Consider the following 14,314-nt stretch of genomic DNA (forward strand, 5'->3'; position numbering starts at 1 on the left):
CCGGTTCGGTTCGAAGGCCGTGGCCTCAACTTCGGATCGGTGCCCCTCGGACAGTATCCGCACCTCATCGGCGCGGTCGCCGGAACGCAGGACCCGCGGGACGGGCTGCGCGGCCCGCCGAAGATGCCTTGAACGAACGGTTGAATTAACGCGGGCGCGCCGGCCCCCTGTTCGCTGAGCCGTGCCGAGTGGCAAGGTCAAACCATACGCGGCCGAGCACGCGCGTCAGGGTGTCGCGCCGCGTCACCATTTCCAGGTGCGGTACGCCACAACCGCCCGCGCCCGATCGATCCCAACAACCACTCTCTGCCCAACGTACCACTCGGAAACCTGCCGCGCGTGCTCGCCGCCGGGCACTCCGTTAAGCCAGTGGGTGTCGGTCGTGGGCGTCGCGGATACCCCGTCTGGCACCCAGGCCCCGAGTTCCTCGCGCGGCACCGTTGCGACAACGCGAATGTCCCAATCGGACGGCCCCGGTACGAGGCCGTTGCCGTTGTTCTGGTATCGCACATGGAAGCCCAGCTCGCGGTAGCTGCGGCGGAACGTCACGTACCGCTCGAGGAACGCGGACCGTTCGGCGAGCGACGGCAGCGATTCGCTCAACGTGTCCGTTGACTCCGGCCTGTTCGGTCCACAGCCCGCACAGGCGATCAGAACGCAGGCGATCGTATTTCTCATCTGGCCCTCGTGGTGCGTCAGAACCGTTCGTAACCGCTCCACCACCTGCGAGCGGTTGCTGTTCACCGCCCCAATGCTCTGCGCCACGGGATCCACTCCGCGAGGCGCGACACCGCGAAGGCCGGCGCTGCGACCGCAAGCACCTTCAGCCACTCCGATCCGGACAGTGGGGCGAGGCGGAAGAAGTCCGCCGACAGGGGCCAGTACATGAACCCGGCGTAGATGGGGACGACCACCAGCGACAGCTTTACAAGCCAGCGGTCCGTCGTGAGCCGTTCGCCGTCGCCGTTCAGCACCCGCCACAGCACCGTCACGCCGAGCAGAATGAGTGCGGTCAGCAGCATTGTGCGCTGCGTGTCCTCGTTCACGTCCCAAACGTGTTTTCCGAGGGCCAGCAGCGCGACGCCGCAGCCCGCGAACACCAACCCCGTGCGCAGCGCGAACCCACCCACGTCCGCGAGGAACGGGGTCTTGTCGGCCGCCCCGGACCGCTCGCGGGTCAGCGCCATCAGTAGCGCCGGGACGCCGATCACCATCCAGTTCAGGAGCGTCACTTGCTGCGGCAGGTACGGGAACGGGATGTCGAACAGCCCGACCGCGTAGGCCACGATGAACGCCATCGAGTAGACGTTCTTCGTGAGGAACAGCTTGCCCGCGCGGCGCAGGTTGCGCACGATCGTCCGCCCCTCCGCGATCGCCTCGGGCAGCACCGCGAAGTCGTTCGTCTCCAGTACCAGGCTCGACACCGTTTTGGCGGCCGGGCTCCCCTCGCCCATCGCGATCCCCAGGTCGGCCTTCTTGATCGGCAGCACGTCGTTGACCCCGTCGCCGATCATCGCGACGTTCGCGCCGCCCTTCTGAAGTGCCTCCACGATCGCGACCTTCTGGAGCGGCTCGACGCGGCCGAACACGCTGTGCGCGCGCACGAACGCGACCGGGTCTTCGGCGGCGTCGAGGTCTTTCCCGCTCACCACCGGCTCGCGGGACATCGGCAGGTTGAGTGGCGCGACGGTGGCCTGAACGGTTCGCGGGTTGTCGCCCGAGATCGCCTTGAACGCGATCCCCTGCGCGGACAGCGCCTGGAGCACCGCCGCCGCGTCCGGGCGCAGCTCGTCGGCCAGCGCGACCAGTGCCAAGAGCTGCAGGGCAGGGGGGAGGGTGCCCGGTTCGAGCGGCGCCGCGGCGGTGCTTTCGGCGAACAGCAGGACCCGCAGCCCGGCCGTTTGCAGCCGGTTCAGTTCCGCGTCCCAACGGCCGACGCCCGGGGACAGTGCTTCCGGGGCGCCCAGCACCAGCACGCGTTCCGCACCGGGTTCGCGCACGCGCGCGGCGCTGAACCGCGTCCGTGCGTTGAACGGGAGGTGCTCGACCGCCTCCACCGGGACCGTGCCGAGGGCCGCGCGGATTGCCTGGATGTTCTTGTTGTCGCGATCGATCGAGGCGCACGCGAACTGCGCCAGCCGGTGCCGCACCTCGTGTTCGGGCAGCTCGTCCGTCAGGACGCGAAGCGTGTCGAGTTTCAGCCGGTTGGAGGTCAGCGTCCCGGTCTTGTCCGTACACACCACATCGACCGCGGCCATCGCCTCGACGGCGTTCAGCCGTTGGACGAGCGCGCCGCGCCGCCCGATCACCACCGCCCCGATGGTGAAGGCGACGGTCGCGGTCAGCACCAGGCCCTGCGGGATCGTGGAAACCACCGTCGCAGCGATCATCCGGAACATGTGTTCCGCGCCGATCTCGCCCAGCGCGTACAGGGCGCCGTACAGGGCGCACAGGGCGAGCGCGGCGATACTCAGGGCGGTGATGATGCGGTTCGACGCCCGGGTGATGGGGCTGGTGGTGTAGCTGTACCGCTGGGCGTCGGCGGTGACGCGCTGGGCGAACGCGGCCGAGCCCACCTTTTCCGCCCGGTAGCTCCCCTCGCCGGTCACGCAGATGCTCCCGGACAGCACCCGTTCACCGGCCCCCCGGCGCACCGGGTCCGATTCGCCGGTGAGCAGCGCTTCGTCGACCTCCAGGTACTGCGATTCGAGCAGGGTGCCGTCCGCGACTACCGTTTCGCCGACCCGCAGCAGCACCAGATCACCCAGCACCACATCGTCCACTGGGATCTCGTGCGGGCGGCCGTCCCGCACCACGCGCGCCTTCTGGGCGGTCAGAATCGCTAGACGGTCCAACTGCCGCTTGGCGCGCAGCTCCTGGGCCAGCCCGATGAGCGTGTTGGCGAGTGCCGTACCGGTTACAGACACGCCGGCCCGCCAGTCGCCGAACGAGAACAGCGCGACCGCCGTCGGTGCGACCACGAGGTTGAACACCGTGAACGCGTGTCGGGACACGATCACCCCGTAGTCCGCCCACGCCGACCGGCGGGTGCGGTTCACCTCCCCCCGGCGCACACGCTCCGCAACTTCGATTGCTGTCAGACCCGTGGCGGGTGGGGCGGTCATAAGTGGTTCTTCCTCCGGGAGCGTCGGGCGGCGGTATTGTACCCGGCGTGACTGCTCGGACTTGGCGCGGCCCGTAGTATTGTCCTGACACCGGTTTTCTGCTTTCTGACAACCCGGGCGGCGGGATTCAGTTACTCTGGTAATCATTCCGCAAAGGAGCCAAGGGATGTCAGCCGACGCGCGTGAGGGTCCCGTCAAGCCACTGCGCGTTCTGGTGGTGGATGACGACGCCGATACGCTCGACTCGCAGCTCGACCTGCTCGGGCTGTGCGGGTTCGCGGTCGGCACTGCGGCTGATGGCGAGGAGGCACTTCGGACCGTTTTGGCCGATCGGCCCGATGTGGTTGTGACGGATTTGCGGATGCCGCGGTGCTCCGGGAGCGAACTGGCGCGCCGGGTGTCCGCGGCGGGGCTCTCGCCGCGCCCGTTTCTGGTGGCGGCGACCGGGTGCCAAGGCACCATGCTCCGGGAGGCCGAACAGGCCGGGTTCGATCTGATACTGATGAAGCCCGTCGAACCGGCGGTGCTGGTCGGGTTGCTCCGCCGGATCGAGCGCGCCCTTCACTAACCGGCTTTGCTGTCGCGGCTTTTTGGTCGGCACATCGAGCGTCCTGTCCGAATCGCACTTTCAGAAACCAAAACCCATCGGCTGTCTCTGACGCCCGGTTCCCGTCAGAGGCGGACGATTTTACCCGCGTCAATTGCTGCAAGCGATTTGGTGATAGTGCTTTGCGACTCTATTATGCCGGATCGCCTTGGGGTGGCGGTTCGGAGAAATCGCGTGATTCGGTGGTAGCGATGTACCAGCGAATCGCCAGTCCGGGTACAGCAGATGTCCAGTCGGCGACCAGTCCGAGTGCCACCGACGCCGCACCGACTTTCCCATACTCGCAGCCCTGTGATGTGAGCCACGTGCCCAATTCATCTGAAAAGCGACACGCGCCGCGACTGAAGCGGGGCGAAGCCGAGATCCAAATTCCGCCGGTTGGAAACGGCCCAGATTGAATCCTCGCGCCCGCTACTGTCCAGATGGCACCCGCGTTGACGAGCGATTGCGTACCGGGTATGCGGGCGGCCATCGTACAACCCGAGGGGGGCCGCATGCGGTCGCTCGCCCGATTCGCTCTTCTCGCCGCACTCGGCTCCGGGTGCCTCACGCCTTGGAACGCTCCGTCGGCGGATGCTGTGGTCATCACTCAAAGGGGGAACACCACCACCCTCGGCGTTGCTTCGCACGAAGTCATGTACCCGATCCCGTTCGTGTCGCCGCCCGTTCTGGAGGTGGACCCCGCGGACAAGGCGACCATCCTGCACTTGGAAGAGAAGGCCGATCGGTTCGTGGTCACCGCCGCTCCCGTTGAGGTGTGGCGAACGAGCACGACGCTCAAGTGGAAAGCCACGGGTTCCGTACCGCGGTCTGCGGCTGTTGTGGGGTTGGTGTTCCCGGACGCATCATCCCCGAGGCGGTAACGGGCACCGGCTCAAGCCGCTACGGTTGCTACCCGATACCCCATTATGCGCAACGCTCCTGTGTGCAGGCGCCTGAATGTCACCAAACGAATCCGGCGTCTTTACCACGCATGACGTGCGAACAGTGTCGGCCCAATGTGCCGAATCGGTGGGCCGCAAGCGGTCGCGGCGCCGGCGGCTCAAGACGGTTTCGGCCGCACCTAGCTAATACGCGCTCGGCGGGGGGCTTTGCCCGGAGCAGACGGGCAGGCAGATGCGGAACGTGGTGCCGGAGCCCGGTGCGGTCTCCATGCTGATCGCCCCGCCGTGCCGGGCGACCACGTCCGCCACGATACTCATCCCGAGGCCCGTGCCCGTTTCTTTCGTTGTGAAGAACGGCTCGAACAGCCGGGTCCGCACGTCGTCCGTCATCCCGCACCCGGTGTCGGACACCCGCAAGCACACGGCCGGGGCGCCGTCCGGTAAGCTCCCGGGCACCGTGGCGAGCGTGAGCCGACCGCCGTCGGGCATCGCGTCGCGGGCGTTGCTCGCGAGGTTCAGCAGCACCTGCCCGATTTGGACCGGGTCGGCCGACACCGGCGGCAGGTCCGCGGTCGGTTCGAGCGTGACCCGCACCCCGCGGCCCACCAGCCGCGCCACCAGCGGCTGGGCGTCCGCGACCACCCGGTTCAGGTCCAGCGGCTCCGGGGTGAACGGCTGGGCGCGTGCGAACCGCAGCAGTTGACCGGTCAGCGCCTGGCCGCGCAGGCCGGCCTCGACCACGTGGGCGGCGAGGTCCTGCGTCGGCGTACCGGCCGCGGACGCCTGGATGACCTCGCCGAAGCCGATGATGACGGTGAGCAGGTTGTTGAAGTCGTGCGCCACCCCGGCCACCATGCGCCCGAGCGCGTCCATCTTCCGCGACCGCTGGAGCAGCTCGCGGAGCCGGTCCCGCTCGGCCTCGGCCCGCGCCTGCACCTCGAGCTGCGCGGTCCGCTCGGTCAGCAGCCGGGCGTTCTCGGTGGCGCGGGCTTCGGCCCGGTCCCGCGCCGCCGACAGGTCGCCGATCAGGGCCGCGTTGGTCCACGCCACCGCCGCCGCATCGGCCAGCGCCTGGAGGGTCTCGACCTGATCGGGGGTCGCGTGGTGCTCGGTCCCCCAGTAGGCCCCGATCGTGCCGAGCGGATCGTCCGGGCGCACCGCCACCACGGCCAGGCTCTTCACGAACGTGGCCCGGTAGGACCCGTGCGGGATGCGAGGGTCGGCGAACACGTCGGGGATCACGGCCGGCAGCTTGTGCGCCGCGACCCACCCCCCGATGCAGCACCCGGCCCGGAACCGGCGCCCCTTCCAGAGCGGCGCGACCGCGTCCTCTTCGAGGTAGCGGCACTCGCCGTCGGCGAGCAGCGCGAACGTCGCCCCGTCGGCGCCGACCAGGCGCCGAACGTAGTGTGTGACGACGGTCAGAATGGCGGCGTGGTCGCGGCACCGGGCCAGTGCATGCACCGCATCAACAAGCGCGGAGTGAGACATTGGAGTGCATTCGGCCCTGCGAGTCGGGCAGGCAGAAAAATACCGTTGCGATGCGATCAAGTGAAGGGGCGATTGCAAAAGTCGGCGTGGATTGCGACATCGCGCGCGCGGTTTTGTGGCCCAGCGCGACTTTTTCGGCCGGCCCTCACCCGGGGCCGGCGGCTGTCTCCTCTCGGTTTCTTGTCACCGGGTTGTTGCGTCACCGTCCCCGGGCCGATTACAGTGTGTAGGTCGGTTTCTCGCGCTCGAAAAAACTCTCTCCGTTCCTCCCTCGAAGCCGGCGCGTCACGCCGGGGAAGCTGCCATGGACCTCTTCAGTCGCCGCGAGTTCGTTAACCGTTCCGCGCTCCTCGCCGCCGCCGCGGCCGCCGGCGCCACTGCAACCGCCGAAGACAAGCCGACCGCCACCGCCGCCAAGGCCCGGGCCGACAAGCTCCGCGTCGCCGTGGTGGGCGTGCGGGGCCGCGGGATGAGCCACGTCGGCGGGTTCCTCGGCAAGAACAACTGCGAGATCACCACCGTCTGCGACTGCGACGAGGCCGTCATCGGCCCCGCGATGAAGCAGATCGAGGGCAAGCAGGGCAAGGCCCCCAGGTTCGAGAAGGACATCCGCAAGCTGGTCGAGAACAAGGACATCGACGTCATCTCGATCGCCACGCCGAACCACTGGCACGCGCTGATGGCGGTGTGGGCGATGGAGAACGGCAAAGACGTGTACTGCGAGAAGCCCGCCACGCACAATGTGCGCGAGGGCGCGATCATGACCGCCGCGGCCCGCAAGTACAACCGCATCTGCCAGGTGGGCACCCAGAGCCGCAGCAACCCCGGGATGCGGGACGCCATCGCCTACGTCCGCGGCGGGAAGATCGGGGCGGTGGACCTGGCGATCGGGCTGTGCTACAAGCCACGCACCAGCATCGGCAAGGTGACCGGCGAGCAGGCCCCGCCGAAGACGATGGACTACGACCTGTGGTGCGGCCCGGCCCCGCTGAAGGCGCCGACGCGGAACACCAAGAACGGCACCGTCCACTACGACTGGCACTGGATCTGGGACTTCGGCAACGGCGACCTGGGCAACCAGGGCGTCCACGAGATGGACAAGGCCCGCTGGGGGCTCGGCCAGACCACCATGCCGAACAGCGTGTTCAGCCTCGGCGGGCGGTTCGGGTACACCGACGACGGCGAGACCGCCAACACGCAGTTGTGCGTGTTCGATTACGATAAGGCGAAGATGATCTTCGAGGTCCGCGGCCTCACCACCGACGCCTACAAGGGGGCGAAGGTGGGCAACATTTGGGTGGGGACCGAGGGCTACGTGGTGTGCCCGAGCTACTCCGGCGGCGTCGCGTACGACAAGAACGGCAAGGAGGTGGCGAAGTTCTCCGGTGGCGGCGACCAGCACCACTTCGACAACTTCGTGAAGGCGGTGCGGAGCCGCAAGGTGGAGGACCTGAACTGCGACATCGCCGAGGGGCACCTGTCGGCGGCGCTGTGCCACCTGGCCAACATCAGCTACCGGCTCGGCACCGAGGGGTCGATCACGAAGGCCGGGGCGGTGAGCGACAACAAGACCGTCAACGAGTTCGCGGCCGGGATGCTGGCCCACCTCAAGGCCAACAAGGTGAACCTGGACAGCACCGTGGGCCGGTTCGGGCCGCTGCTCCAGATCGACACCAAGACCGAGCGGTTCAAGGACAACGCGAAGGCCAACGCGATGCTGTTCCGCGAGTACCGCAAGGGGTTCGAGCTGAAGGAGAGCGTGTAACGCCGGAGTAACCGGTTCCCGGCTCCGCGTTGGCGGGGCCGGGGTTGTCACGTCTGAATGGTGGTCACGCGGTCGTCCCGGTTCAGGGGCGGCGCCTGATACATGAACCCATCTGCGGTCTCGCGTTCTTGACGAGCCGCGACCGCCAGGGTAATGGCACTCGTTTTCCCTGTTTACCTAGTCGCCTGTGCGCTGAATTTGGATACCCTGAGCAAACTTTCCGACGCAAAGCCGAATTCAGACTTCCCAAACGCAGCGCACAAGTGAACACTGAGAACATAAAACGAGTGCCATTAACCGCCAGGACGCGGTTAATGGCACTCGTTTTGACACTTTAGCAGCGAGAGTGCAGGGATTGGGGTTCCTTGCGTGGAACCGGCCGATTTTTGAGCCATCGCGCCGAAGACCGCGCCCGATGGAGGCCGTGAAGGGTTTGGGTGCGTCGGGTGGCGTCAGGCGGCGGTGCTCGAAAAGCTCGGCCACATCCGCCTTTTGGCGCGTCGTCATCCGTCGCGCCGGGGCGGCGTCCTGTTTGCGGGGGCGACCACGCTTGCGCGTGCGGATCGGCGCCAGGACGTGCTTACGCACGTGAGTCAACGCACGCGGGACGGCCTGATTGATCTCCTTGAGGATATGGAACACGCAGAGCGGGTGCGGCACGCCCGGCCAGCGTTGCGAAAGGACGGCCGGGTACCGCGACGAGCCATCGGTGGTAATGCCCTGCACACGCTTGCCACGGGCGCCCAGTTGGCCCTTAACGTCCGCCCGAAAGATCCGGACATCGGCGTGGGTCGGGTCGTGTTCGAGGACACAACAGGCCAGGCGGTTGTACCGGCGGTTGTCCACAACTGAAAGGATGCAGAAGGGGCCGTCATCGACTTCGTCGATGGCCACGTAACCGGAGAACTGCGCCAGGGCGTCGTCGAGGTAGGTGGTCCGACGTGTCGCCACCTTTTTCCCCCTTCGCCACGATCCAGAACCGGGTCGTGGCGAAGGGGACAAGACCCGGTGATCCCGCCACAGATTCCAACTGGCGGTTTGATAGGGGAGTCCGTCCTCGCACACCAGGCGCACGGCCAGATCCTGGACGCGCCGGGTGTACAGGCACTTGGGGCGCGCCAGGTCCGTGAGGTCCACGGCGAAGCACCGGCCACAGGAGAGGCACCGGTGTCTGGAGAAGGTCACGACCAGATCGACGGGGCGTCCGGTGCGTGGGTCGCCCAGATCGTGCAACGTGCGGGTATCGGTGGTGCAACGGCCGGCCGCGTGGTTGCAACGCGGGCACCGACGCGAACGGACGTTACGTGTGCGCCGGTGGATGTGCGGTTGGGGGAGATCTTCGACCTGGGTAATCCCCTCAGTGGGGTCCGGAGTGTATTCGCCGGGAGCCATTGGCACTTCTCCACAACGGTCCCTACGCCTTGTTAGAGGGTCGAACCGCCAATGGATGCAATCCCGCTGCTAAAGTGTCGTAATCGTGGTCGATTTCAATCATCTGCTTGGATTTCCAGTGTGCGGTGACGGTTCGGGGTAAGAATCCATCGAAATCCAGGCAAATTGAGTGCTTTTGCCCTGCACATTCGCCGTCGTCGCCTGTTTCACAGTATTCGAGCCACTGTTCAACTAACTCGCAGACGAGTAACGTTTCTCCCGGCGGAACGGGGACTTTTTCACGAGTCGGGTAGCCCACTCCAACTGAAAGCGGGCGTATCCCTGCTCCGCCTCTGGACTGCCGGGCTTGCCGAAATATCGCACGTGACGCTCGCCGGCCGTCTGCCACTCTCAATAGGCGCGATCAGTTGCCTTATGCGTTTTGAGAGTCGTGCACGGACGCGTTGGTCCTTTGACAGGCTTTACCTTTGGCCGGAATCGACGGTTGGGAGCAACCGTAACCGCCGCGTTCTCAGCCGTACACCCGAGCTTGAGTCTCGCGTTGGTGGTTGTGACGGGAACGCCGGTTTTGGCGGCGCACTGCTTGAGGGTGAGGGTTTCGCCCCGGACAGTGTACATTTTCGGCGGATTGGGCATGGAGTATCTCGGGTTGTGAGTTCCGAGATTACATCGGCACTTCCGTTCACGTCAGGGGAGTTGTGAACTCTCACGTCCCGTCAGTGATGGGACGTGAGAGTTCGAAGCTGAAGGGATAAATGACGCAACCCATGCTATTTGCAGGGGTTGCGAGTGGAGCGAATGAGAGTCGAACTCACGGCCTCTTCGTTGCGAACGAAGCGCTCTACCAACTGAGCTATCGCCCCAATTTGTCTCACAAATACTGACATCGAAAACTAAAACAACCTCCTCCGACCTACATAATGATAAAGGGCAAACGAGCTGCGGCAAGGGTACTTTTCAGGCAGGAGCCAGAAATTGGTGGTGTCCTACTTTTGTTGCACGGCCGGGAACGCCAGCCACTCTTGCAACGACTACACGTGATCGGTGAGTCCGGCCGCCAGCGCCGGGGTTCTCTCGCGCCAGCGGCGGTCCGCACCCTTGGCGCGCAGGGTGCGGACGGGCCAGCGAAAGTAGCGGGACGCGGTCGCAGCCCGGTGCGTGTTCCAGTCCTTGGAGAACGCATACGTCTTGCGGGCCTTGCGGCTGCACCGGTTCCGATCGGTCCCGTTGTGCCGCCCCACGAAGCACGTGTCACGACCGTGCTCACGACCGAGGCGGCCAGCCCGGCGGTCACCGCGGCCGCGGTCCCGAGCACCACCCGGGTACTCACGGACATGACCCGATTGCTCTTCCGCTCCTTATGTACGGTCGCGCACATGACCGATGCCGGGAGTACCGAGCCTTGTGCGGGCGCCGCGGCACCGGTCCTCCGGGGCACCGTTCTTCTCCTCGCGGGCCACGAAGCTCCACTCCTCAGCGAGCTGGAGTTCGTTGGTCCGGGGGGGAAAGGGCCACCAACTCGTCGTGGAGTTGCTGGGCCTGGTGCCCGGTCTGACGGATGTACCGGGTGACCGTGTCCCGATGCACCCCGACCAACCGGGCGGTCTTGCGGGTGCCCGCCCCCTCGGCCACGTGGGCCAGCACCGCGGTCACCGTTTGGGCCGACAGCCGGGTCCCATACAAGGGCGTGCCCTTGCGCTCGGAGAACCGGGCCTGGCACGTGGAGCACCGCAGCACCCGGGTGCGGTTCGGTCCGTACCGGGCCGGCACCGTCAGGTTACCGTGCCCCCGCTTCCCGTGGTCCGGGCAATCCGCATTCCGGCAGCAGAACCGACTCAGGTCGTCCATCACCGATCTCGACCCGCGCGAGGGAAAACACCACCGAACGGTGTAAACTCCTTGCCACGTATCAGCAGCCGCATGCAAGACGAACAGGACACCACCGTCGAAACCGGAGGAGCTGGAACTGCCCACTGCTGCCCTCAAGCTCCTCAAAAGTGGTCGAATCGTGCAGACAGTAGAGGACCAGTTGAAGAAGGAAGGGAAATCAATGGGGCCGCGGTAGAGTTAGCCCGAGTCTGATGGGGGGCGGCTACCGCCTCTCTCTATCGGATTCCAGTCGTTCCAGGTTCGAGCCACGGAACTCGAGTCTATATTTCCCTGGGACCGCGGACGTCCCGTCCGCCGGTTGGGAGGTGGGGCCGTGTTGCGGACCTTCAGCAAGCGTCCTCATCCCTCGGGCAGCGAACAGAACGTCCGCGGTCCCAGAGAAATACCCACCGATTCCCCACGTGTCCTCGCTCAAAATTCGAAATCACTGAACCGCTGTCACGCGCGCTCAGTCCTGCGTTCCGTTGCGGGCACTGCGAAAGCCGGTTCGGTGTGACTCCGATGTCGCGCCGGGATTGTGTCAGTACGGAGCGCGAATGAGCGCCCCGAGTAACGCCCCCAGTCGGTCAACGGCCAGGGCGGCGTTCGTCAACACCTCGGCGTGATCGAGCGCTGTCCCTCCGATCCCGGCGGCCTTGTTCGTGACGCACGAAATTGCCGCCACTTCGAGCCCGCGTGCGGCTGCCGCTTCGGCTTCCAGCGCTGTGGACATGCCCACGGCGTCGGCCCCGCAAGCGGCGAGCGCGCGGATCTCCGCGGGGGTCTCGTAGCTCGGGCCGGTCAGCGCTGCGTAGAGCCCCGCGAGCAGTTCGCGTCCGCCGGCGCGCTCGTGCGCCCGCATGACCTCAATGAGTCGCGCGGCGTACGGGCGCACCGATCCGTCGCCGGCCGCCAGGCCGCGCCACGCGGCGGGGCCGAGGAGCTTGAGGTGTCCTCGAATCGCCATCAGCGCACCAGGCGACAGAGCCGGGTTGATGCCGCCCGCGGCGTTCGTGAGGACGAGGCGCCGCGCGCCGAGTTCGGCCGCGGTGCGCACCGTGCCGGTCACGACCTCCCAGGGGTGGCCCTCGTAGAAATGCACCCGGCCTCGAACGAGCAGGGCCGGGACGCCGCCCCACTCGCCGACCGCCAGCGTGCCGCCGTGGCCGTGAACCGACGGCGGAACCAGCCCCGGGACGGCGCCGAACGGCACCGCTGCGCGTTCCACGAACGCGGCGGCGGCGCCGCCCAATCCCGACCCAAGCACGACGGCCGCCCGCGGCGCGAGCGCCGCAGCGGTACGGGCGAACGCGGCGAACGCGGCCATCAAACGCCCGCCAGGTCGTCGAGGTCGGTGAACGGGCTCGGCGGGCTGCTCTCCGCGATCTCCGCGAACATCTGCTTGGTCCGCACGGCCCAGCCGATGAACTGGGCCGCCCCTTCGACGCCGAGCCGCTCGGCGTTCACCACCGCGTCGTAGGCGGTCGGGTCCGCGGCGTCGCGCGCGAGCGTGCGGTCGAGGAACAGTGCGCGGCGCTCGTCCCGGGCGCGCACCTCTTCGGCGGCTTCGGGCCGGGTGAGTCGGAGTTCCTGGGCCAAATACGCGATCCGCGCCTCGGTCGGCGCGATGACGCGGACGTGTACGGTGGTCTCGGGCGGCAGCAGGAACCCGGCGGCCCGCCCCACGATCACGGCGTTCCCGCGGGCCGCGACCGTCAGCACGAGCCGGATCAGCGGGAGCACCTCCGGGTCCGCGTTCAACTTGTGGTCGCGCTGGAGGTGTTCGAGCTGCGCGTCGGCCCACGCCCGCGCATCGCCGGGCACGTCGGCCAACAGTTGCGCGCGGGCGTCGTCGTTTTGAACGAGGTAATCGAGCGTGTCGTGGTCGAACACCTGCCACGTGAGGATGTCGGCGACCTTTTTCGCGATTTCGGTGCCGCGCGACCCCGCCTGCCGGCTGATCGCAACCGTCAGCCCCCGCGGGTGCGTGAGCGGGCCGTCCGGGGCGTCACCACGGAACCCGTGGACCGGTGCGCCCTGAAGCTCGAACGGGATCGAAACGGGAGACGGAGGGGGCATCGGTCGGCTCACACGTCGTCGCGGTATTCGGACCGGGAGAACAGCCACATTCCCAGCAGGGTGATCGCGACCGGGGCCGCGAGCAGCACCGCCCAGGCGGTCTCGGAGGACACGGCCTGCGCGGTGATCGCGGGGAGCATCTCGCCGGGGTGCCCGGCCGCGACGGCCTCATTATACATCAGCGAGCGGGCGTAAAAGGTCAGGCTCAGTAACTTCAGGCTCCCGGGCAGCGCGGCGACCACCGTTTCGAAAAAGAACACATAGACCAAGCCGATCACGACCGGCCGGCGGAACAGCGCGCCGACGAGGTGGAACAGCGCCGCGAACGCGACCGTGCCGGCCGCCGCGGCGGGCCAGTACAGCGCGAAGGCGGCGCGGCCCGTCGCGCCGCCGGCCAGGGAGACCAGCGCGAACCCGCCGAGCCCGAACGCGACGCACCACGGCAGCGTGCCGAGAAACTTCGCCAGGTATATGCCTCCCCGCGGGATCGGCCGCGTCATGACCCACACGAGCGAGCGCGTCTCCCGGTCGGTCCCGAACGCCCCGCTCGCGTACGAGAGGGTGAACAGCGGCAGCACGAACCCCATGAACACCAGAAGCACGGCGAACCGCGAGTAGTTCATGAACCCCCAGCTCTCCCGGAGCGGTTCGGACCGGAGGGCCGCCTGCGGGATCGAGAGGAGCAGGGTGGTGAGCGCGTCCTCGGTGGGGTTCAGCGGGTTCGGCAGCTCGTGCGGCGGTTGCGCGTTGACCTCCGCCCCCTCGAACAGCACCTGATAACGGGCGCCGAGGCTCTGCCGCTCAGCCTCCTGGGTTGCCAGCGGGCGCGGGCCGATCATGGTGGTGACCGTGCGGCGCGCGCGGAGCTGTGTAACGTCCCAGGCGCCGTTGCGCGTGGCGAACCCGACCCACGTCACCACCAGCGCGAGCAAGCCGGCCGACACGAGCCCCATCTGCCGCATTCGCCAGTGCCGCTGAAAGCTCTGGACGACGAGCACGCACCAGGCGCGGAACGCGCTGGGGAGTGTGGAATGAGGAGCCGGGTGCAGGGCTTGAGCAGCGGACTCGTGCGTGGTGTTCATCGGCTCTCGCGGTGGTTGCT

At 67.2% G+C, this 14,314-nt stretch carries 12 protein-coding genes and 1 tRNA gene; 3 read left to right on the forward strand and 10 right to left on the reverse strand.

Translation table 11 applies throughout. The features are described 5' to 3' along the window. Positions 1–243 precede the first annotated feature (243 nt). Both GobsT_RS13525 and GobsT_RS13530 read right to left on the reverse strand, forming a co-directional pair. Positions 244–765: a hypothetical protein gene (locus GobsT_RS13525; RefSeq protein WP_010040354.1), complete on the reverse strand. Its 522-nt coding sequence runs from the start codon at positions 763–765 to the stop codon at positions 244–246. Then, complete coding sequence (locus GobsT_RS13530) at positions 741–3,125, reverse strand: HAD-IC family P-type ATPase (protein WP_010040356.1); 2,385 nt, start codon at positions 3,123–3,125, stop codon at positions 741–743. The genes GobsT_RS13525 and GobsT_RS13530 overlap by 25 nt, the downstream gene beginning before the upstream one ends. 166 nt (positions 3,126–3,291) lie before the next feature. Here GobsT_RS13530 and GobsT_RS13535 point away from each other — a divergent pair, with 166 nt between their 5' ends. Together GobsT_RS13535 and GobsT_RS13540 are read left to right on the forward strand one after the other, a co-directional pair. Further along, entirely contained in the window at positions 3,292–3,693 is a 402-nt protein-coding gene (locus GobsT_RS13535) for a response regulator (RefSeq protein WP_010040358.1), read from the forward strand. Between the two features lie 533 nt (positions 3,694–4,226). Further along, positions 4,227–4,595 (forward strand): hypothetical protein, encoded by a 369-nt coding sequence (locus tag GobsT_RS13540; RefSeq protein WP_010040360.1) that lies wholly within the window; start codon positions 4,227–4,229, stop codon positions 4,593–4,595. 204 nt (positions 4,596–4,799) lie between these two features. Here GobsT_RS13540 and GobsT_RS13545 read toward each other — a convergent pair whose 3' ends face one another. Beyond that, positions 4,800–6,107: an ATP-binding protein gene (locus tag GobsT_RS13545; protein ID WP_010040362.1), complete on the reverse strand. Its 1,308-nt coding sequence runs from the start codon at positions 6,105–6,107 to the stop codon at positions 4,800–4,802. Positions 6,108–6,411: 304 nt separating this feature from the next. Here GobsT_RS13545 and GobsT_RS13550 point away from each other — a divergent pair, with 304 nt between their 5' ends. Next, positions 6,412–7,872: a Gfo/Idh/MocA family protein gene (locus tag GobsT_RS13550; protein WP_010040365.1), complete on the forward strand. Its 1,461-nt coding sequence runs from the start codon at positions 6,412–6,414 to the stop codon at positions 7,870–7,872. Between the two features lie 237 nt (positions 7,873–8,109). Here the strand turns inward: GobsT_RS13550 and GobsT_RS13555 are convergent, their stop codons facing one another. From GobsT_RS13555 to GobsT_RS13585, 7 genes are all read right to left on the reverse strand, one after another. Further along, a complete protein-coding gene (locus GobsT_RS13555; RefSeq protein ID WP_148087728.1) occupies positions 8,110–9,009 on the reverse strand; it encodes a transposase in 900 nt (299 codons plus the stop codon). 1,045 nt (positions 9,010–10,054) lie between these two features. Further along, a tRNA-Ala gene (locus GobsT_RS13560) sits at positions 10,055–10,127 on the reverse strand. Between the two features lie 168 nt (positions 10,128–10,295). Then, positions 10,296–10,505 carry a hypothetical protein gene (locus GobsT_RS39600; protein ID WP_010040374.1) on the reverse strand — a complete coding sequence of 70 codons (210 nt, stop codon included), beginning with the start codon at positions 10,503–10,505 and terminating at the stop codon, positions 10,296–10,298. A 232-nt stretch (positions 10,506–10,737) separates the two neighbouring features. Further along, positions 10,738–11,112 (reverse strand): helix-turn-helix domain-containing protein, encoded by a 375-nt coding sequence (locus GobsT_RS13570; protein WP_010040375.1) that lies wholly within the window; start codon positions 11,110–11,112, stop codon positions 10,738–10,740. A gap of 562 nt (positions 11,113–11,674) precedes the next feature. Beyond that, on the reverse strand, positions 11,675–12,460 hold the full coding sequence (locus GobsT_RS13575) for a purine-nucleoside phosphorylase (protein ID WP_010040377.1): 786 nt from the start codon (positions 12,458–12,460) through the stop codon (positions 11,675–11,677). After that, positions 12,460–13,212, reverse strand: a complete 753-nt coding sequence (locus GobsT_RS13580) for a cytidylate kinase-like family protein (protein WP_010040379.1) — start codon at positions 13,210–13,212, stop codon at positions 12,460–12,462. Before GobsT_RS13580 ends, GobsT_RS13575 begins: the two co-directional genes overlap by 1 nt. Positions 13,213–13,220: 8 nt before the next feature. Further along, positions 13,221–14,294: an ABC transporter permease gene (locus GobsT_RS13585; protein WP_081471645.1), complete on the reverse strand. Its 1,074-nt coding sequence runs from the start codon at positions 14,292–14,294 to the stop codon at positions 13,221–13,223. Between the last annotated feature and the right edge of the window lie 20 nt (positions 14,295–14,314).

It is taken from the genome of Gemmata obscuriglobus (assembly GCF_008065095.1).
Lineage (GTDB): Bacteria > Planctomycetota > Planctomycetia > Gemmatales > Gemmataceae > Gemmata > Gemmata obscuriglobus.

Coding starts and splice junctions, on each gene's coding strand:
- GobsT_RS13530 (WP_010040356.1), bottom strand. CDS start 3,125: ATGACCGCCCCACCCGCCACGGGTCTGACAGCAATCGAAGTTGCGGAG.
- GobsT_RS13535 (WP_010040358.1), top strand. CDS start 3,292: ATGTCAGCCGACGCGCGTGAGGGTCCCGTCAAGCCACTGCGCGTTCTG.
- GobsT_RS13540 (WP_010040360.1), top strand. CDS start 4,227: ATGCGGTCGCTCGCCCGATTCGCTCTTCTCGCCGCACTCGGCTCCGGG.
- GobsT_RS13545 (WP_010040362.1), bottom strand. CDS start 6,107: ATGTCTCACTCCGCGCTTGTTGATGCGGTGCATGCACTGGCCCGGTGC.
- GobsT_RS13550 (WP_010040365.1), top strand. CDS start 6,412: ATGGACCTCTTCAGTCGCCGCGAGTTCGTTAACCGTTCCGCGCTCCTC.
- GobsT_RS13570 (WP_010040375.1), bottom strand. CDS start 11,112: ATGGACGACCTGAGTCGGTTCTGCTGCCGGAATGCGGATTGCCCGGAC.
- GobsT_RS13575 (WP_010040377.1), bottom strand. CDS start 12,460: ATGGCCGCGTTCGCCGCGTTCGCCCGTACCGCTGCGGCGCTCGCGCCG.
- GobsT_RS13580 (WP_010040379.1), bottom strand. CDS start 13,212: ATGCCCCCTCCGTCTCCCGTTTCGATCCCGTTCGAGCTTCAGGGCGCA.
- GobsT_RS13585 (WP_081471645.1), bottom strand. CDS start 14,294: ATGAACACCACGCACGAGTCCGCTGCTCAAGCCCTGCACCCGGCTCCT.